This window comes from Streptomyces albicerus, from assembly GCF_008905045.1.
Lineage (GTDB): Bacteria > Actinomycetota > Actinomycetes > Streptomycetales > Streptomycetaceae > Streptomyces > Streptomyces albicerus.
In genome coordinates this window covers 154,373-172,190 of record NZ_VWMY01000022.1, presented here as the reverse complement: position 1 = coordinate 172,190, position 17,818 = coordinate 154,373, and the positions used below count along the sequence as shown (strand labels likewise).

At 69.2% G+C, this 17,818-nt stretch carries 13 protein-coding genes, 1 tRNA gene and 1 pseudogene; 6 read left to right on the top strand and 9 right to left on the bottom strand.

Going from position 1 to position 17,818, the window contains the following annotated elements:
* Nucleotides 1-94: 94 nt before the first annotated feature.
* A complete protein-coding gene (locus GAS53_RS21535; RefSeq protein ID WP_151479282.1) occupies nt 95-751 on the bottom strand; it encodes an ANTAR domain-containing response regulator in 657 nt (218 codons plus the stop codon).
* Nucleotides 752-851: 100 nt separating this feature from the next.
* Here GAS53_RS21535 and GAS53_RS21530 point away from each other — a divergent pair.
* A tRNA-Leu gene (locus GAS53_RS21530) sits at nt 852-924 on the top strand.
* Between the two features lie 106 nt (nt 925-1,030).
* Nucleotides 1,031-1,810 (top strand): helix-turn-helix domain-containing protein, encoded by a 780-nt coding sequence (locus GAS53_RS21525; RefSeq protein ID WP_151479281.1) that lies wholly within the window; start codon nt 1,031-1,033, stop codon nt 1,808-1,810.
* A 10-nt stretch (nt 1,811-1,820) separates the two neighbouring features.
* Here GAS53_RS21525 and pyk read toward each other — a convergent pair whose 3' ends face one another.
* Together pyk and GAS53_RS21515 are read right to left on the bottom strand one after the other, a co-directional pair.
* Nucleotides 1,821-3,257 (bottom strand): pyruvate kinase, encoded by a 1,437-nt coding sequence (gene pyk, locus GAS53_RS21520; RefSeq protein WP_151479280.1) that lies wholly within the window; start codon nt 3,255-3,257, stop codon nt 1,821-1,823.
* Between the two features lie 131 nt (nt 3,258-3,388).
* Nucleotides 3,389-4,102, bottom strand: coding sequence for an SIMPL domain-containing protein (locus tag GAS53_RS21515; protein ID WP_151479279.1), 714 nt, complete (start codon nt 4,100-4,102; stop codon nt 3,389-3,391).
* Between the two features lie 163 nt (nt 4,103-4,265).
* Here GAS53_RS21515 and GAS53_RS21510 point away from each other — a divergent pair, with 163 nt between their 5' ends.
* A complete protein-coding gene (locus tag GAS53_RS21510; protein ID WP_151479278.1) occupies nt 4,266-6,074 on the top strand; it encodes a bifunctional metallophosphatase/5'-nucleotidase in 1,809 nt (602 codons plus the stop codon).
* Nucleotides 6,075-6,112: 38 nt separating this feature from the next.
* On the opposite strand, the gene GAS53_RS21505 is transcribed toward GAS53_RS21510, so the two are convergent.
* The 6 genes and pseudogenes from GAS53_RS21505 to GAS53_RS21480 form a co-directional block, all read right to left on the bottom strand.
* Complete coding sequence (locus tag GAS53_RS21505; protein WP_151479277.1) at nt 6,113-7,543, bottom strand: lysine N(6)-hydroxylase/L-ornithine N(5)-oxygenase family protein; 1,431 nt, start codon at nt 7,541-7,543, stop codon at nt 6,113-6,115.
* Nucleotides 7,540-8,976: a pyridoxal phosphate-dependent decarboxylase family protein gene (locus tag GAS53_RS21500; RefSeq protein WP_151479276.1), complete on the bottom strand. Its 1,437-nt coding sequence runs from the start codon at nt 8,974-8,976 to the stop codon at nt 7,540-7,542. Before GAS53_RS21500 ends, GAS53_RS21505 begins: the two co-directional genes overlap by 4 nt.
* A gap of 364 nt (nt 8,977-9,340) precedes the next feature.
* Nucleotides 9,341-11,851: an aminopeptidase N gene (gene pepN / locus GAS53_RS21495; protein ID WP_151479275.1), complete on the bottom strand. Its 2,511-nt coding sequence runs from the start codon at nt 11,849-11,851 to the stop codon at nt 9,341-9,343.
* A 98-nt stretch (nt 11,852-11,949) separates the two neighbouring features.
* Nucleotides 11,950-12,384, bottom strand: a pseudogene (locus GAS53_RS21490) (response regulator); the annotation flags it as partial.
* Nucleotides 12,385-12,633: 249 nt separating this feature from the next.
* Nucleotides 12,634-13,005: a chorismate mutase gene (locus GAS53_RS21485; RefSeq protein WP_151479273.1), complete on the bottom strand. Its 372-nt coding sequence runs from the start codon at nt 13,003-13,005 to the stop codon at nt 12,634-12,636.
* A gap of 11 nt (nt 13,006-13,016) precedes the next feature.
* Nucleotides 13,017-13,955 (bottom strand): helix-turn-helix domain-containing protein, encoded by a 939-nt coding sequence (locus GAS53_RS21480; protein ID WP_151479272.1) that lies wholly within the window; start codon nt 13,953-13,955, stop codon nt 13,017-13,019.
* A gap of 193 nt (nt 13,956-14,148) precedes the next feature.
* Between GAS53_RS21480 and GAS53_RS21475 the strand changes: the two genes are divergently transcribed.
* Genes GAS53_RS21475 through GAS53_RS21465 form a run of 3 tightly spaced genes read left to right on the top strand, consistent with a single transcriptional unit; the run spans nt 14,149 to nt 17,649 of the window.
* Complete coding sequence (locus GAS53_RS21475; RefSeq protein ID WP_151479271.1) at nt 14,149-15,957, top strand: glycoside hydrolase family 35 protein; 1,809 nt, start codon at nt 14,149-14,151, stop codon at nt 15,955-15,957.
* A gap of 38 nt (nt 15,958-15,995) precedes the next feature.
* On the top strand, nt 15,996-16,895 hold the full coding sequence (locus GAS53_RS21470; RefSeq protein ID WP_151479270.1) for a hypothetical protein: 900 nt from the start codon (nt 15,996-15,998) through the stop codon (nt 16,893-16,895).
* A 13-nt stretch (nt 16,896-16,908) separates the two neighbouring features.
* Entirely contained in the window at nt 16,909-17,649 is a 741-nt protein-coding gene (locus tag GAS53_RS21465) for an ankyrin repeat domain-containing protein (RefSeq protein WP_151479269.1), read from the top strand.
* Nucleotides 17,650-17,818 lie beyond the last annotated feature (169 nt).

The window sequence follows — 17,818 nt, the reverse complement described above, 5'->3', positions numbered from 1 at the left end:
AGAAACGCGCCTACATCTACCTCGGCACCCTCACCCTCGCAACCCTCCTCATCTGGCTCCGCACATGATCCGAGAAACAGTGCCTAGCCCGCGCTCAGTCCTTCGCGGCCTTCTTCTCCTCGGCATCCAGAATGACCGCCTCGGCAACCTGCTGCATCGACATACGACGGTCCATCGACGTCTTCTGAATCCACCGGAACGCGGCAGGCTCCGTCAGCCCGTACTCGGTCTGCAACACGGACTTCGCACGATCGACGAGCTTCCGGGTCTCCAGACGCTGCGTGAGATCCTCGATCTCCTTCTCCAGCGCCTTCAACTCCGTGAACCGCGAGACGGCCATCTCGATCGCCGGAACGACATCGCTCTTACTGAACGGCTTCACGAGATACGCCATCGCACCGGCGTCCCTCGCCCGCTCGACGAGATCGCGCTGCGAGAACGCGGTCAGCATCAGCACCGGAGCAATGGACTCCTCTGCGATCTTCTCCGCGGCGGAGATGCCGTCGAGCTTCGGCATCTTCACATCGAGGATCACCAGATCCGGGCGATGCTCCCGGGCAAGCTCGACGGCCTCTTCACCGTCACCGGCCTCGCCTACAACGGAGTACCCCTCTTCTTCGAGCATCTCCTTGAGGTCGAGACGGATCAACGCCTCGTCCTCAGCGATGACGACACGGGTCGTCAGCGGAGGCACGTGCGACTTGTCGTCGTCGGGCGCGTCTACGGGCTGGGGCGACTCGGGGGCGGTCACGGGGGCTCCTCGTTCAGGGCGGGGTACTGCTCCCAAGAGCGTACCCAGCTACGGTATGGTGGTGACACGGCGGGAGACCACTGACCTTCGTTTCGAAGGGGCCCCGGTAGCCCAGCGGAAGAGGCGATGGATTCAAAACCCATACAGCGTCGGTTCGAATCCGACTCGGGGCACTTTTCCTTGGTTTCCAAGGTCGCTATTGGAAAGCGGATGTTCCCGTTCTCGTGAACGTCCGCTTTTTGCTGCACACTGTAGCGATCAGTCGCACAGAGTGTCCGCATGGAACAGCACAGCCCTTCGATTCGCGCCCAAGCTGTCGCGCTCATGCGCCAGGGTGTCCCGAATCGCACAGTCGCCGAGCGCCTGAACATCCCACGCGGGACCATCGGCTGGTGGCGCAGCGAAGATCGCCGAGCCCGCGGTGAAACGTACGAACAGCCCACGGACTGCCCCCAATGCACGGGCCGCGAGTTCGACAGGGTCGCGTACGCCTACCTACTCGGCCTCTATCTTGGCGATGGCCACATCATCTCGAAGCGCAAGCAGCATCACTTGTCCATCTTCTGCAACGCCTTGCAGACCGGGCTGATCGCAGCCGCCGAAGATGCCATGCGTAAGGTGATGCCGCTCCCGAGCGTCCAGCAGCGCCACAAGCCGGGCTGCGTCGAGGTGAAGTCCTACACCAAGCACTGGACGTGCATGTTTCCACAGCACGGTGCCGGTATGAAGCACGACCGCACCATCGCTCTCGAACCCTGGCAACAGGAGATCGTCAACGCCCACCCATGGGAATTCATCCGGGGACTCATCCACTCTGACGGGTGCCGCATCACCAACTGGACAACTCGCCTCGTCGCCGGTGAGCGCAAGCGCTACGAATACCCCCGGTACTTCTTCACCAATGTCTCCGACGACATCCGTCAGCTCTACACCGACACCCTCGACAAGCTCGGCATCGAGTGGAAGCACTGCACCCGGCATGGAAACGCGTACAACATCTCAGTCGCCCGCAAAGCATCCGTCGCCTTGATGGACACCCACGTAGGCCCCAAGTACTGACCCCCACCCCCTACTTGGGGCTGTCGTCCTCGCCGATGTGATGCACCCGCACCAGGTTCGTCGAGCCCGAGACCCCGGGCGGCGAGCCGGCCGTGATGACGACGATGTCGCCCTTCTGGCAGCGGCCGTACTTCAACAAGAGTTCGTCGACCTGGTCGACCATCGCGTCCGTCGAGTCGACGTGCGGGCCGAGGAACGTCTCCACGCCCCACGTCAGGTTCAGCTGGGAGCGCGTCGCCGGGTCCGGGGTGAAGGCGAGCAGCGGGATGGGTGACCTGTAGCGAGAGAGGCGGCGGACCGTGTCCCCGCTCTGCGTGAAGGCGACCATGAACTTGGCGCCCAGGAAGTCGCCCATTTCCGCTGCCGCTCGGGCTACCGCGCCGGCCTGTGTGCGGGGCTTGTTGCGTTCGGTCAGCGGCGGGAGGCCCTTGGCGAGGATGTCCTCCTCTGCCGCCTCGACGATGCGGGCCATCGTGCGGACCGTCTCGATGGGGTACTTGCCGACGCTCGTCTCGCCGGAGAGCATCACGGCGTCGGTGCCGTCGATCACCGCGTTGGCGACATCCGACGCCTCGGCCCTGGTCGGGCGGGAGTTGTCGATCATCGAGTCGAGCATCTGGGTGGCGACGATGACGGGCTTGGCGTTCCTCTTCGCGAGTTTGATGGCGCGCTTCTGGACGATCGGGACCTGCTCCAGGGGCATCTCCACACCCAGGTCGCCTCGGGCGACCATGATGCCGTCGAAGGCGGCGACGATGTCGTCGATGTTGTCGACGGCTTGGGGCTTTTCGACCTTGGCGATGACGGGGAGGTGGCGGCCTTCTTCTTTCATGATGCGGTGGACGTCTTCGATGTCGCGTCCGCTGCGGACGAAGGACAGTGCGATGACGTCGAAGCCCGTGCGCAGGGCCCAGCGGAGGTCTGCCTCGTCCTTCTCCGAGAGGGCGGGGACGGAGACCGCGACGCCGGGGAGGTTCAGTCCCTTGTTGTCGGAGACCATGCCGCCTTCGACGACGGTGGTGTGGATGCGGGGTCCGTCGACGGAGGTGACTTCGAGGCAGACTTTGCCGTCGTCGACGAGGATGCGTTCGCCGGTGGTGACGTCGGCCGCGAGTCCGTCGTAGGTGGTGCCGCAGGTCTGGCGGTCGCCCTGGACGCCTTCTTCGACGGTGATGGTGAAGGTGTCTCCGCGTTCAAGGAGTACGGGGCCTTCGGTGAAGCGGCCGAGTCGGATCTTCGGGCCTTGAAGGTCGGCGAGGATTCCGACGCTGCGGCCGGTCTCGTCGGAGGCCTTTCGCACGCGCTGGTAGCGCTCCTCGTGGTCGGCGTATCCGCCGTGGCTGAGGTTGAAGCGGGCTACGTCCATTCCGGCTTCGACCAGTGCCTTGATCTGGTCGTACGAGTCGGTGGCGGGGCCCAATGTACAGACGATCTTTGCTCGGCGCATGGTTCGAGCCTAGGCCTTACCGACGGGTAGGTAATTGGTCGGGCATGACTACTCAACAACCTTTGCGTGAAGGGTTATTGACAAGTGTTGAATTGTGCGCAGGGGTGCTCTGATGAGCATTCCGGAGTGCTCTACAGCGCTGGTGGTGCCATGGTGAATCGGGCGTTGACTTGGGCGTACACGTGTTGTCGTTCGGGTTCGAGGTCGAGGGGCGGGGCTTCGGCGGATTCGGCCGCGTCGAAGGCCATGGTGCGCATGCTGTTTGCCCGAGCCACGCCGTAGGGGTGGGCGTTCTCGGCGCCGATGTCGGCGAGTTCCACGAGGGCGGCGAGGGTGGTGCCGAGGGCTTCGGCGTATTCGCGGGCTCGTTGGACCGCTTCGCGTACGGCCTGTTGCCTGGCTCGGCGGTAGGCGGGTGAGTCGGGGCGCAGGACCCAGGAGGGGCCGTCGATGCGGGTGAGGTCGAGGTCGGCGAGGCGGGTGGTGAGTTCGCCGAGTGCGGTGAAGTCGGTGAGTTCGGCGGTGATGTGGACGCGGCCGTGGTAGGCGCGGACGCGTTCGCCGCGGCCGCGTTTGGTCAGTTCCGGGGTGATGGAGAAGGCGCCTGTTTCCAGTTTTTCCACTGCGTCGCCGTATGTCTTGACGAGGTCGAGGGCGGTGGTGTTGCGGCGGGTGAGATCGGAGAGGGCGCCGTGGCGGTCGGTGCCGCGGGCGCTGACGGTGATGCCGATGCGGGCGATCTCGGGGTCGACTTCGAGGTGGGCTTCGCCGCGGACGGCGATGCGGGGGGCGTCGGGGGTGCCGTAGGGGACCGCGTGCCGGGGTTCCTCTGAGGGTGAGGTCATACGTCCCACTCTGTCACCGGCGGCCCGTTTCCGGACCTTGTCGGTCATCAGATCGAAACCTGTGGGGGCTGTTGTCGCGCGTCATGAACGGGTCAGAATCTACGCGCGTATCCGCGAGCGTATCTACGCGCGTCGTTGACCGTTTCCCGAGGAGTAGCCAGTCATGCCGTTGAACCGCCGGAAGTTCCTGAAGAAGTCCGCTGTGACCGGGGCGGGCGTCGCTCTGGCCGGTGCGGTCGCGGCGCCGAGCGCTGAGGCGGCGGAAGTGAAGGCGCAAGGTGGCAGGAAGCCGAGGCGGTACTCGCTGACGGTGATGGGCACGACCGATCTGCACGGTCATGTCTTCAACTGGGACTACTTCAAGGACGCGGAGTACAAGGACGCGGCGGGCAACGCGCAGGGTCTGGCGCGGATCTCGACGCTGGTGAACGCGGTTCGCAAGGAGAAGGGCCGCTGCAACACGCTGTTGCTGGACGCGGGTGACACGATCCAGGGCACCCCGCTGACGTACTACTACGCGAAGGTCGACCCGATCACCGCCAAGGGCGGTCCGGTCCACCCGATGGCGCAGGCGATGAACGCGATCGGCTATGACGCGGTGGCGCTCGGCAATCACGAGTTCAACTACGGCATCGAGACGCTGCGGAAGTTCGAGGAGCAGTGCGACTTCCCGCTGCTGGGTGCGAACGCGCTGGACGCGAAGACGCTGAAGCCGGCCTTCCCGCCGTACTTCATCAAGAAGTTCCATGTGAAGGGCGCCCCGCCGGTCACTGTGGCCGTCCTCGGTCTGACCAACCCGGGTATCGCGATCTGGGACAAGGCCTACGTCCAGGGCAAGTTGACGTTCCCGGGTCTTGAGGAGCAGGCGGCGAAGTGGGTGCCGAAGCTGCGGTCGATGGGCGCGGACGTGGTGGTCGTGTCGGCGCACTCCGGCTCGTCCGGCACGTCCTCGTACGGTGATCAGTTGCCGTACATCGAGAACTCGGCGGCGCTGGTGGCGCAGCAGGTGCCGGGGATCGACGCGATCCTGGTGGGGCACGCGCACACGGAGATCGCCGAGTTGAAGGTGACGAACGAGAAGACCGGCAGGACGGTCGTTCTGTCCGAGCCGCTGGCGTACGCGGAGCGGCTGTCGCTGTTCGACATCGAGCTGGTCTTCGAGAAGGGCCGGTGGACGGTCGAGTCGGTGGCGGCGACGGTGCGTGACTCGAAGACGGTGGCCGACGACCCGAAGATCACGCGGCTGTTGAAGGACGAGCACGATGTGGTCGTGGCGTATGTGAACCAGGTGGTCGGGACGGCGACGGAGACGCTGACGACGGTCGAGGCGCGGTACAAGGACGCCCCGATCATCGACCTGATCACGAAGGTTCAGGAGGACGTGGTCAAGGCGGCGCTGGCGGGTACGGAGTACGCGTCGTTGCCGGTGCTGTCGCAGGCGTCGCCGTTCTCGCGTACGTCGGAGATCCCGGCCGGTGATGTGACGATCCGGGATCTGTCGAGTCTGTATGTGTACGACAACACGCTGGTCGCGAAGTTGATGACGGGTGCGCAGGTGCGGGCGTACCTGGAGTACTCGGCGCAGTACTTCGTGCAGACGGCGGCGGGTGCGGCGGTGGACGTGGAGAAGCTGACGAACGCGGGCAACCGGCCGGACTACAACTACGACTACGTGTCGGGTCTGACGTACGAGATCGACATCGCGCAGCCGGCGGGTTCGCGGATCAAGAACCTCTCCTACAACGGTGCGGCCCTTGACGACGCGCAGAAGTTCGTGTTCGCGGTGAACAACTACCGGGCCAATGGCGGCGGTGCCTTCCCGCATGTGGCGTCCGCGCAGGAGCTGTGGGCCGAGTCGACGGAGATCCGTACGCGGATCGCGGAGTGGGTGACGGAGAAGGGCACGCTGGACCCGAAGGAGTTCGCTTCGGTGGACTGGAAGCTGACGCGTGACGGTACGCCCGTCTTCTAGTCGGCCGGTTCGCGATACGGGGGATGCGGGGCCGGGTCCTATTCGGCCAGTGGTGTGAGCATTCGTGGCTGCCTGGCGGGCGGGATCCGGGGCTGCTGTGTGAGGCCGAAGGTCGTGAAGGCCGTTCGGCTCGGCAGTGGGTAGGCGTCTTTGCCCGTCAGGGAGTTGAGGATGTTTGCGCTGCGCCAGGCGGTGAGGCCGAGGTCGGGGGCGCCGACGCCGTGGGTGTGGCGTTCGGCGTTCTGGACGTAGGCGGCTCCGGTGACGGAGGGGTCGAGGACGAGGCGGTGCCGGTCGTCGATTCTCGGGCGTTCGGAGGCGTCGCGACGCATGTACGGGTCGAGGCCTGCGAGGAGTCCGTCGAGGGGGCGTTCGCGGTAGCCGGTGGCGAGGATGACGGCGTCGGTGGTGAGGCGGGTGCGGCTGTTCTGCTGGACGTGTTCCAGGTGCAGTTCGATCTTGGTGGTGGCGATGCGGCCGGCGGTGCGGACGAGGACGCCGGGGGTGAGGACGGTGTCGGGCCAGCCGCCGTTCAGGGTGCGGCGGTAGAGCTCGTCGTGGATGGCGGCGATGGTGTCGGCGTCGATGCCTTTGTGGAGCTGCCATTGGGCGGGGACGAGCCGGTCGCGTACGGGCTCGGGCAGGGCGTGGAAGTAGCGGGTGTAGTCGGGTGTGAAGTGTTCGAGCCCGAGTTTTGAGTACTCCATGGGGGCGAAGGCCTCGGTGCGGGCGAGCCAGTGGATTTTCTCGCGGCCGGTGGGGCGGTTTCTGAGGAGGTCGAGGAAGACCTCGGCGCCGGACTGTCCCGAGCCGATGACGGTGATGTGGTCGGCGGTCAGGAACCGTTCGCGGTGTTCGAGGTAGTCGGCGGCGTGGATGACGGGTACGCCGGGGGCTTCGACGAGGGGGCGGAGCGGTTCGGGGACGTGGGGGGCGGTGCCGACGCCGAGGACGACGTTCTTGGCGTAGGTGCGGCCGAGGGCTTCTGCTTCGCCGTCGGTGTCGAGTTGAGTGAAGTCGACTTCGAAGACGTCGCGTTCGGGGTTCCAGCGGACGGCGTCGACCTGGTGGCCGAAGTGGAGTGCGGGGAGGCTGTCGCTGACCCAGCGGCAGTAGGCGGCGTATTCGGCGCGGTGGATGTGGAAGCGCTCGGCGAAGTAGAAGGGGAAGAGGCGGTCGCGGGCCCTGAGGTAGTTGAGGAACGACCAGGGGCTGGCGGGGTCGGCGAGGGTCACCAGGTCGGCGAGGAACGGGACTTGAAGGGTGGCGCCTTCGATGAGGAGGCCGGGGTGCCAGTCGAAGGCGGGGCGCTGTTCGTAGAAGACGGTGTCGAGTTCGGCCAGGGGGTGGGCGAGGGCGGCGAGGGAGAGGTTGCACGGACCGATGCCGACCCCGACGAGGTCGCGGGGGGCCTCGGGTTCGTGGTGTGCGGGGTTCGTGGGGGGTGTCGGGGACGTGCGGGACGTCATCGGGGCGTGTGTCCTTCCACCAGTTTCAGGAGCGCGGCGAGGTCGCCGGGTCCGGTGTGCGGGTTGAGCAGGGTGGCTTTGAGCCAGAGGCGGTCGTCGAGGCGGGCGCGGCCGAGGACTGCACGGCCTTCGGTGAGGAGGGTGCGGCGTACGGCGGCGACGGCGCTGTCGGTCGCGTCGGTGGGCCGGAACAGCACGGTGCTGATGGTGGGCCGGTCGTAGAGCTCGAAGCGGGGGTGCCGGTGGATGAGCTCGGCGAACTCGGTGGCGTGGGCGCAGACCTGGTCGACGAGTGCGCCGAGTCCGGTGCGGCCGAGGGTTTTGAGGGTGACGGCGATCTTGAGGATGTCGGGGCGTCGGGTGGTGCGCAGGGAGCGGCCGAGGAGGTCGGGCAGGCCCGCTTCGGTGTCGTCGTCGGCGTTGAGGTAGTCGGTCTGGTGGGCCAGTACGGCGAGGTCGTGGGGGTCGCGTACGGCGAGGAGGCCGGCGGCGACGGGTTGCCAGCCGAGTTTGTGCAGGTCGAGGGTGACGGTGTGGGCGTGGGCGAGGCCGTCGAGTTTGGGGCGGTGGCGGTCGCTGAAGAGGAGGCCTCCGCCGTAGGCGGCGTCGACGTGGAGGCGGGCGCCGTGGGTTTCGCAGAGGGCGGCGATGGCGGGGAGCGGGTCGATGAGGCCGGCGTCGGTGGTACCGGCGGTGGCGGCGACGAGGAGGGGTCCTGGTTCTTGCCCGCGGCGGAGCCGCTGTTCGATACAGCCGGTGAGGGCTTCGTCGAGGGCTGTGGGGTCCATGGTGCCTGCGGGGGCCGGGACGGTGACGGGTTCGGGGAGGCCGAGGAGCCAGGTGGCGCGGTGGAGGGAGTGGTGGGCGTTCGCCGCGCAGATGAGTTGGGTTCGGCCGTGGAGTTCGCGGGCGAGGAGGAGGGCGAGCTGGTTGGACTCGGTGCCGCCGGTGGTGACTAGGGCGTCACCCTCTACTGGTGTTATGGGGGTTCGGCCTACTGGTGTTTCGGGGGTCCGGCTCGGTGTGGCGTAGACCTCGGCGGTGATGGCCCGGGTGACCAGGGCTTCCAGTTCTGAGGCGGCCGGTGCCTGGTCCCAGGAGTCCAGGGACGGGTTGAGGGCGGAGGCGGCGAGGTCCGCGGCGGTGGCCACGGCGAGGGGTGGGCAGTGGAGGTGGGCCGCGCAGAGGGGGTCTGCGGGGTCCGCGGCGCCCGCTGCGAAGGCTTGGACGAGGGTGTGCAGGGCGGTTTCGTCGCCGTGGTCCGGGAGGGGGTCGCCCACGGCCTCGCGTACGCGGGTGGCCACCGCGGCCGGGCCGCCGGGCGGTAGGGGGCCGCCGCGGGCGGCTGCGCCGGCCCGGAGCGCCTCGAGCACGGTGATGAGCAACGGCCGCAAGGTGTCCGGGCCTTGGGGGCCTGATGCGAGCGGGCTCATCGTTGTCCTCCGGGGCGCGGGGCGGGGGTTCCCAGCGTGTACGCGTTTGGGGTGGCGTGCCCGGGGAGTGCGGTGATCGGCACCCGAAAGGGTGGCGCTCCGCACCGGGGTTGTGGGAGACGTGCGGGTTGGTGGGGGCTGGTCGCGCAGTTCCCCGCGCCCCCTGCGGGGCTTGGGCCGGTGCGTTGTCTGCGGGTTCGCTTTGGTTGCTCGCGCAGTTCCCCGCGCCCCTGAAAAGACGGCGGTTCGCCGTGCCCCTGGAAGAAAGTGGCCCTCGTGGCCCTGGAAGAAAGTGGGCCGCCGTGGCCCTGGAAGAAGGTGGCCCCCGTGCCCCTGGAGGAGAAGGGGCTCGGGGGCCGTGTGGCTATGCCTCTCGTACTTGCAATGCCCTTGCCAAGTCGTCCAGTTGGTCTGCCAGTTTGCGGCGTAGGGCGGGGATCGGGGCGGACTCGGTGAGGCATTGTTCGCCCAGGCGGAGGGTCTGCGCGGAGATGGCGTGGACCGGGAAGGCCCAGCGGCCGGCGGCTTCGGCGATGGCGGGGCCGCGGCGGGCGGCGACGGCTACCGCGTCGGGCCAGTAGCGCTCGACGTACTGGCGGACGAGGTCGGTCTGTTCGGGTTGCCAGAAGCCCTGGGCGGTGGCGGTGAAGAGGTAGTTGGAGAGGTCGTCGGTGGCGAACATCGCCTCCCAGGCTTCGCGCTTCGCGACCGGGTCGGGGAGGGCGGCGCGGCAGCGGGCGGCGCCTTCCTGGCCGGTGGCGCTGGGGTCCTGGACGAGTTCGGCGTCGATGACGGCGTCGTCGATGGCGCCGAGGACGGCGAGGCGGCCGAGGATGCGCCAGCGCAGTTCGGGGTCGAGTTCGGGGCCGCCGGGGACGGTGCCTTCGGAGAACCATGCGCTGATGGTGTCGGGCTGGGCGGCGACGGCGATGAGGTGGCGTACGGCGATGAGGCGCAGGCCGGGGTGGGAGCCGTCCTCGGTGCGGCGGATCAGGTCGCGGCACAGGGAGGTGAGGGTGGCGAGGGCGGCGGGCCTGTCGTGGGCCGGGAGGAAACGGTCCGCGACCTGGGTGGCCGCGAAGGTGAGGACGCCCTGGACGACAGCGAGGTCGGTCTCCTCGGGGAGATGGGCGCGGGCGGTCTCCAGGTAGGAGGCGGGGGCGAGGTCGCCGTCGCGGACCATGTCGCGCAGGGTGTTCCACAGGACGGCGCGAGTGAGGGCGTCTGGAACGCCGGAGATGCCGCGCAGGGCGGTCTCCTCGGACGTCTCGTCGAGGCGGATCTTGGCGTAGGTGAGGTCGAGGTCGTTGGGGACGACGAGGGCGGGGCGGGTGCCGGTGCGTGGCTCGGGGGGCGCCGGGTTCTGCGGGACGTCGGTCTCGTAGCGCTCGCGCAGGACGAGTGCGCGGTCGCCGCCCGGGTCGCGGTCGTAGACGCCGACGGTGACGCGGTGGGGGCGGCTGCCGGCGTGGTCGACGGTGAGGGTCCACTCGCCCGGTTCGGCGGTGACGGACGCGGTGAGGGTGTCGACGCCGGTGGTGCGCAGCCAGGAGTCGGCCCAGGCGTGGACGTCGCGTTCGGTGGCGGCGGCGAGGGAGTCGATGAAGTCGGCGAGGGTGGCGTTGGAGAACTTGTGGCGGGCGAAGTGGGTGTTGATGCCGGTGAGGAAGTCCTTCTCGCCGAGCCAGGCGACCAGTTGGCGCAGGGCGGAGGCGCCCTTGGCGTAGGAGATGCCGTCGAAGTTGAGCATCGCGGAGGCGGTGTCGGGGACGGCGACGGGGTCGGGGGCGACGGGGTGGGTGGAGGGCCGCTGGTCGGCGTCGTAGCCCCAGGCCTTGCGGACGATGCCGAAGTCGGTCCAGGTGTCGGTGAAGCGGGTGGCTTCGGTGAGGGTCTGGTAGCCCATGTACTCGGCGAAGGACTCGTTCAGCCAGATGTCGTCCCACCAGCGCAGGGTGACGAGGTCGCCGAACCACATGTGGGCCATCTCGTGGGCGATGACCATGGCGCGGGTCTGGCGTTCGGTGTCGGTGACGGCGGAGCGGTAGACGAACTCGTCGCGGAAGGTGACGAGTCCGGGGTTCTCCATGGCGCCGGCGTTGAACTCGGGGACGAACGCCTGGTCGTAGGAGTCGAAGGGGTAGGGCTCCTCGAACTTCTCGTGGTAGCGGTCGAAGCAGGCGCGGGTGATGTCGAGGATCTCGTCGGCGTCGGCGTCCAGGTAGGGCGCCAGGGAGCGGCGGCAGTGGATGCCGAAGGGCAGGCCGCGGTGTTCGGTGCGTACGGAGTGCCAGGGTCCGGCGGCGACGGCGACGAGGTAGGTGGAGATCAGCGGGGTGGGGGCGGCCCGCCAGCTGCCGTCCTCCTGCTGCTCGGTGATGCCGTTGGCGAGGACGGTCCAGCCCTTGGGGGCGGTGACGGTCAGCTCGAAGACGGCTTTCAGGTCGGGCTGGTCGAAGGCCGCGAAGACGCGCTGCACGTCTTCCATGAACAGCTGTGTGTAGACGTATGTCTCGCCGTCGGTGGGGTCGGTGAAGCGGTGCATGCCCTCGCCGGTGCGGGAGTAGCGCATGGTGGTGTCGATGCGCAGTTCGTGTTCGCCCGCTGTGAGGTTCTTGAGCGGCATCCGGTTCTCGTCCAGGGCGACGGTGTCCAGGTCGAGGAGGTGGCCGTCGAGGGCGACGGAGCGCAGTTCGGCGGGCTTGAGCTCGACGAAGGTGTCCCCGTCCGCGTGGGCGGTGAAGCGGATGACGGTACGGGAGTCGAAGATCTCGTCGCCGCGCGTCAGGTCGAGTTCGATCTGGTAGCGGTGGACGTCGAGGAGCTTGGCACGGGTCTGCGCTTCGTCGCGCGTCAGTACGGACATGGGTGCCATGCTGCCTGATGGGCGGGGCGCGGCACAGGGGTGGCCTGGGGCTCCCCGTGTGGGGCGCCTCCGCTGCTGCGCGCCTGGTCCTATGCGGTGGGGGCCTGTTCCTTCACGAGGGCGCGGAGTTCGCGTACTTCCCGGTCCAGTGACTGGTAGCGCTGGTGGGACTCGTAGAGGTAGCGGACCTTGGTGCGCAGGGCCCAGGGGTCGATGGGTTTCATGACGAGGTCGGCGACGCCGAGGTGGTAGGCGGTGGAGGTGAGTTCGTTGTCCGGGCCGAAGCCGGTGACAAGGATGATCGGTATGAGGTGGGTCTGTTCCACTCCCCGCATGTAGCGGACGACGTCGAGGCCGCTGACGCCGGGCATGTGTACGTCGAGGAGGAGCAGGCCGATCTGGCCGCGCAGGACTTCCTTCAGCGCGTCGTCGCCGCTGGTCGCCCGCGTCAGGTGGTACCCGAGCGGGGCCAGGGCGCTTTCCAGTGCGTAGAGCGTGTCCTCATGGTCGTCGACGATGAGGATCTTGGCATCCGGCGGCATTGAGCGAAGTCCCCTCGCTTGGACAACAAGCCTATGTCCGAACCGACTGACAGGGAGTACTCATGAACTGACAAGGAGTGCTCAGCGCAGGATGCCTCATTTAGACGCGCAGGCCGAGAGGGCGGACTTACAAGAACATGAGAAGTGGGGCCGGTGGTCGCGGTACCGCGCCCCGAAGGGGCGCGGGGCTGTATCGATATGCGGCTCCGCCGCGTGGGCGCGCTCAGCCCCCACCGACCCGCAGACAAATCACCGTTCTTCCAGCGGAGCGCCCCCGTTGGTGACGTCCGCGATCCGCTCATGGTGGCGGATCACCTCGGCGATGATGAAGTTGAGCAGCTTCTCCGCGAACGCCGGGTCGAGTCTGGCGTTCTCGGCGAGGCGGCGCAGTCGGGCGATCTGCTGCGCCTCGCGGGACGGGTCGGCGGGCGGCAGCTGGTGGGCGGCCTTGAGGTGGCCGACCTGCTGGGTGCACTTGAAGCGTTCGGCGAGCATGTGGACGACGGCGGCGTCGATGTTGTCGATGCTCTCGCGCAGCCGGGCGAGTTCGGCGCGGACGGCCGGGTCGGTGTCGCCCGCGTTGCCGGTGTCGCCCGCGTTTCCGGTGTTGCTGGTGGTCATGGGTGCCAACCCTACGTGGCGTGCCTCAGGGGGTGTGCGGCCGCTCGGTCGTCGTGCTCCTGGGGAGGGCCTGAGGAGTGGAGCATCGGCGGATCGTCGGGGTCGGGTACCTGGTTGCTCCAGCCGCCGGGCACCGTACGCCCTTGTTGTTCCCTGAAGCGCACGGGTGCCATGCCGACGCGGCGGGTGAACAGGCGGGAGAAGTACGCCGGATCGTCGTAGCCGACGCGTCTGGCGACCGCGGCGACGGGGAGTTCGGTGGCGGCGAGGAGTTCCTTGGCGCGGCCGAGGCGGATGCCGAGGAGGTAGTCCTTGGGGCTGCAGCCGGCGCCGCGGCGGACGGCGGTGCGCAGTTCGGCGGGGGTCATGCCGTGCCGGGCTGCGTGGTCGGCGACGGAGAGTGGCTTGAAGGCGTCGCGGGCGAGGGCCTGGAGGACCTGGTCGCCGTCGGGGGTGGTGTCGGCGCGGGCGCGGCGCAGGGTGACGAGGAGTTCGTGGACGGCGGCGCTGGTCTCGACCTCCAGGAGGGGGTTGCCGCGGCGGGCGGCGCGGGCGATGCGGCCGACGGTGGCGCGGGCGGGGCCCGCGTCGGAGAGTGGGACGACGGGCCGGCCGGGTTCGATGTAGCCGAGTTCGGTGTACGTGTCGGTGGTGGGCCCGGTGAAGTCGACAAAGGCCTCGTCCCAGCCGGTCTCGGGGTCGGGCGCGTAGTGGTGCGGTACGCCGGGGGTGAGCCAGAGCAGGGCGGGTGCGGTGACGGCGGTGCGGTGTCCGTCGGCGGTACGGAACCAGCCGCGGCCCGTGCTGATCACGACGGCCACGTGGTGGTCGAGGGTGCGGGGTCCGACGGTGGGCAGCGCCCCGTACTGGAGGCCGACGCCGAGGCAGACGAGGCCGAGCTTGTGGTGGGCGGGGCCGGGGCTGAAGAACCGCATCCAGGTGTGGTACATCCGCTGTCCTCCCGCCCGGCCCGCACGCGTCCCGTAGATCTCGCGCGTCCTGTACGTCTCGCGCGACTCATGTGCCGACTCATGTGCTCGTGTGCCTCGTGTGTCTCACGCACGCCTTGGGCACCTCTTGCGTCCAATCAACGCTGATCTTTGTCCATGGACCGGGCCGCCGCCAGGGGTGAGGGTGGTGCGCATGAGCGAGTTCGCGGTGGGGGACACCGATTTTCTGCTGGACGAGCGGCCGGTGCGGCTGTTGTCGGGGGCGCTGCACTACTTCCGGGTGCACGAGGGGCAGTGGGGGCACCGGCTGGCGATGCTGCGGGCGATGGGGCTCAACTGCGTGGAGACGTACGTCCCGTGGAATCTCCACGAGCCTCGCCCGGGCACCTTCCGGGACGTCGAGGCCCTCGGCCGGTTCCTGGACGCGGCCCGGGAGGCGGGGCTGTGGGCGATCGTGCGGCCGGGTCCGTACATCTGCGCCGAGTGGGAGAACGGCGGGCTGCCGCACTGGCTGACCGGTGATCCGGCCGCCCGGGTGCGCACACGGGACGAGCGGTTCCTGGGTCATGTGGAGCGCTGGTTCGATCGCCTGCTGCCCGAGATCGTGTCCCGGCAGCTCGACCGCGGCGGCCCGGTGCTCATGGTGCAGGTGGAGAACGAGTACGGCAGTTACGGCTCCGACCAGGTGTATCTGCGCCGCCTCGCCGAGCTGCTGCGGGCCGGGGGCGTGACCGTGCCGCTCTTCACCTCGGACGGCCCCGAGGACCACATGCTCACCGGCGGTTCCCTGCCCGGCGCACTGGCCACCGTGAATTTCGGGTCGCACGCGCGCGTGGCCTTCGAGACGCTGCGCCGGCACCGGCCGGTCGGCCCGCTGATGTGCATGGAGTTCTGGTGCGGCTGGTTCGACCACTGGGGCGCCGACCATGCCGTACGCGCTCCCGGGGACGCCGCCGACGCGCTGCGGGAGATCCTGGAGTGCGGGGCCTCGGTCAACGTCTACATGGCACACGGCGGCACGAACTTCGCGGGCTGGGCGGGCGCCAACCGGGGTGGCGGCGCGCTGCACGACGGGGCCCTGGAGCCGGACGTGACGTCCTACGACTACGACGCCCCGATCGACGAACACGGCCGCCCCACCGCGAAGTTCTGGGCGTTCCGCTCGCTCCTGGCCGCGTACACGGACGCGCCACTGCCCGAACTTCCGCTCGCTCCCGCCGAGTTGGGCTCCCCCGCCACCGTGGATCTGACCGGCTGGGCGCCCCTGTCCGCCGTACTCGACACGCTCGGCGGGCCCGAGACCGAGCACGCCGTGCCGCCCACGTTCGAGGAGCTGGACGTGGACCGGGGCCTCGTCCGCTACACGGTCGACGTCCCGGGACCACGCCAGCCGTACCCGCTGACGGTCCGCGGGCTGCGGGATCTGGCGGTGGCGTACGTCGACGGCGTGCCGGCCGGAGTGCTCACCGAGGACGAGCCCCGGCTCAAGGAGCCGGTCGCCGGACCCGCGCGCGTGGAGCTGTGGGTGGAGTCGCTGGGACGCGTCAACTACGGGCCCCGGGCCGGGGAGCCGAAGGGCGTCACCGGGGGCGTGCTGCACGAGCGCCAGTACCTGCACGGCGTACGCGCCCGGGCCCTGCGCCTGGACGCGTTCGACACCGGCGTGCGGCCGGTGCCGTTCCGCGCGCTTCCCGCACCGGGCACCCCCGGCCTGTACCGCGGCACGGCCACGGTGCACGGCCCCGGCGACGCCCGTCTCGAACTCCCCGGCCGGACACGGGGTTTCGCCTGGATCAACGGCTTCAACCTGGGCCGCTACTGGTCCATCGGCCCACAGCGGTCCCTGTACGTCCCGGGGCCGCTGCTGCGTGAGGGCACGAACGAGGTCTGGGTCCTGGAACTGGAGGAGGCCTCGACGCCGCCGCTGCCCCCGTTCCTGCGCAGCCAGAACCCGCAGTCGCCGGGGAACCCAACCCGGGAGAATCCGCCCGCGTCCCCTTAGAGTGGAATCGGGTTCAGGGCCTCTATGGGGGTACGGGCGTGACGAACGGTGGTCCGGTCGAGCACGGCTACCCGCACCTGGACACGGTGCGGGCGGCGATCACCGCGCTGTACAAAAGGCTCTCGTACGACACCATCCACACCTTCGCCACCAGCGTGGCCCCCGTCGACGTGGCGTTCTGCGACACGGACGATCTGTATCTGGGTGCCCAGCGGGTGGCTCGCGAGCTGGTGCGCCACTTCCGTCTGCCGGACGCCCGCATGATCGTGAGCTTCCGCGAGATGCAGCACGCGGCGAACGTCGAACTGGCCGCGGGTCCCGAGTACTTCATCGAGCTGAACGACCGCTTCCGGACCCATCGCAGGGACATCGGCGCCGCGCTCGCACACGAGGTGATGCACGTCTATCTGCACCGCCTCGACCTGTTCTTCCCGGGCACCCGCGACAACGAGATCCTCACGGACACGGCGACGACGTATCTCGGCGCGGGCTGGCTGCTGCTCGACGCGTACCGCGAGGACGCGGCGTCCTCGCAGAAGCTCGGCTATCTGACACCGGAGGAGTTCGGGTACGTGCTGGCCAAGCGTGCGCTGATCTTCGGCGAGGACCCGTCCACCTGGTTCACCAGCCCGCAGGCGTACACCGCGTACACGCGCGGCATGTCGCGGGCCCGGCACGACGAGCGGCAGCCCCCGCTGACCGCCGCGGGCTGGGCGGGCCGCCGCCGGTACGCGAAGGACCGCCGCCATGCCCAGGACCACCCCGCTGCGCCGCCTGCGCCCGTCGGCACCCCGTACACCTTCACCCCCGACGGCCACGGCCCGCTGCGTGTCTCGTTCCCCTGCCCGACCTGCCACCAGCGGATCCGGGTGCCGGTACGGGGCCGGGTACGGGCGCGCTGCGGGCTGTGCCGTACGGTCCTGGAATGCGACACGTAGGGGTTGGCGGGGGATGACCGTGGAAGACCCGGCGGCCGGTCTGTTCACGGCGGTCCACGAGGCCGACGAGGACGCGGTCGTACGACAGTTGAGCGCCGGCGCGAGCGCGGAGTCGGTGGACGAGGACGGGCAGACGGCCCTGTATCTGGCGGCGGTGAACGGCGAGTCCGGTGTCGTACGCCTGCTGCTGGCGGCCGGTGCCGACCCGGACCGGCTGAGCGAGGGCACGGACTCGCCGCTGTGCGGGGCGGCCTGCTGGGGCCACACGGAGGTCGTACGCGCCTTGCTGGCGGCCGGGGCCGCGCCGGACCTGGCGGAGGAGTTCGGACTCACGGCTCTGGCCTGGGCCGTGCAGCGCGGCCGCGCCTCCGTGGTGGCCGAACTCCTCGCGGCCGGCGCGGACCCCGATCACCCGATGGCGAACGGCGAGCCTCCGCTCGTGGCGGCCGCCCGCCGGGGCTCCCCCGGCTGCGTACGTGCCCTGCTCGCGCACGGAGCGCAGGCCCGTTCCGAGGCGCTGGCGGAGGCCCGGCGCCGGCTGTCGCTGGACGTGGAGGCGGAGCTACGGGCCGGTCTGGAGCAGACCTACGGCCCCGGCCACGACTACGCGACCCACCGCTTCACGACGGAGGACGGCGTCGAGACCGTCGAGGTCAACCTGCTCAAGGACGGCCGTCCGTCCGCGGGCAACGATCAGCAGACCGGCCATGCGGAGATCGTCACGCTGCTGGAGTCGGCTCCGGTCACCGGCTGAGCGGCGGCTCGGCGAGGCTGCTCGCGCCCCTTCAAGCGAGGGCTGCAGCGCCCCGTTAGGGGCGCGGGGCTGTGTCAATATGCGGCTCCGCCGCGTGGGCGCGACCAGCCACAACGGACCCGCAGCTCCCCACGCCCCTCCCGCAGAGCGCTCCGCAGCGGAAAGCCGC

What these genes read in the sequence shown, in the direction of transcription:
- GAS53_RS21480 (WP_151479272.1), bottom strand. Translation starts at nt 13,955, where the DNA reads ATGTACCACACCTGGATGCGGTTCTTCAGCCCCGGCCCCGCCCACCAC.
- GAS53_RS21505 (WP_151479277.1), bottom strand. Translation starts at nt 7,543, where the DNA reads ATGACGTCCCGCACGTCCCCGACACCCCCCACGAACCCCGCACACCAC.
- GAS53_RS21475 (WP_151479271.1), top strand. Translation starts at nt 14,149, where the DNA reads ATGAGCGAGTTCGCGGTGGGGGACACCGATTTTCTGCTGGACGAGCGG.
- GAS53_RS21465 (WP_151479269.1), top strand. Translation starts at nt 16,909, where the DNA reads ATGACCGTGGAAGACCCGGCGGCCGGTCTGTTCACGGCGGTCCACGAG.
- GAS53_RS21485 (WP_151479273.1), bottom strand. Translation starts at nt 13,005, where the DNA reads ATGACCACCAGCAACACCGGAAACGCGGGCGACACCGGCAACGCGGGC.
- GAS53_RS21515 (WP_151479279.1), bottom strand. Translation starts at nt 4,102, where the DNA reads ATGACCTCACCCTCAGAGGAACCCCGGCACGCGGTCCCCTACGGCACC.
- pepN (WP_151479275.1), bottom strand. Translation starts at nt 11,851, where the DNA reads ATGGCACCCATGTCCGTACTGACGCGCGACGAAGCGCAGACCCGTGCC.
- pyk (WP_151479280.1), bottom strand. Translation starts at nt 3,257, where the DNA reads ATGCGCCGAGCAAAGATCGTCTGTACATTGGGCCCCGCCACCGACTCG.
- GAS53_RS21525 (WP_151479281.1), top strand. Translation starts at nt 1,031, where the DNA reads ATGGAACAGCACAGCCCTTCGATTCGCGCCCAAGCTGTCGCGCTCATG.
- GAS53_RS21500 (WP_151479276.1), bottom strand. Translation starts at nt 8,976, where the DNA reads ATGAGCCCGCTCGCATCAGGCCCCCAAGGCCCGGACACCTTGCGGCCG.
- GAS53_RS21510 (WP_151479278.1), top strand. Translation starts at nt 4,266, where the DNA reads ATGCCGTTGAACCGCCGGAAGTTCCTGAAGAAGTCCGCTGTGACCGGG.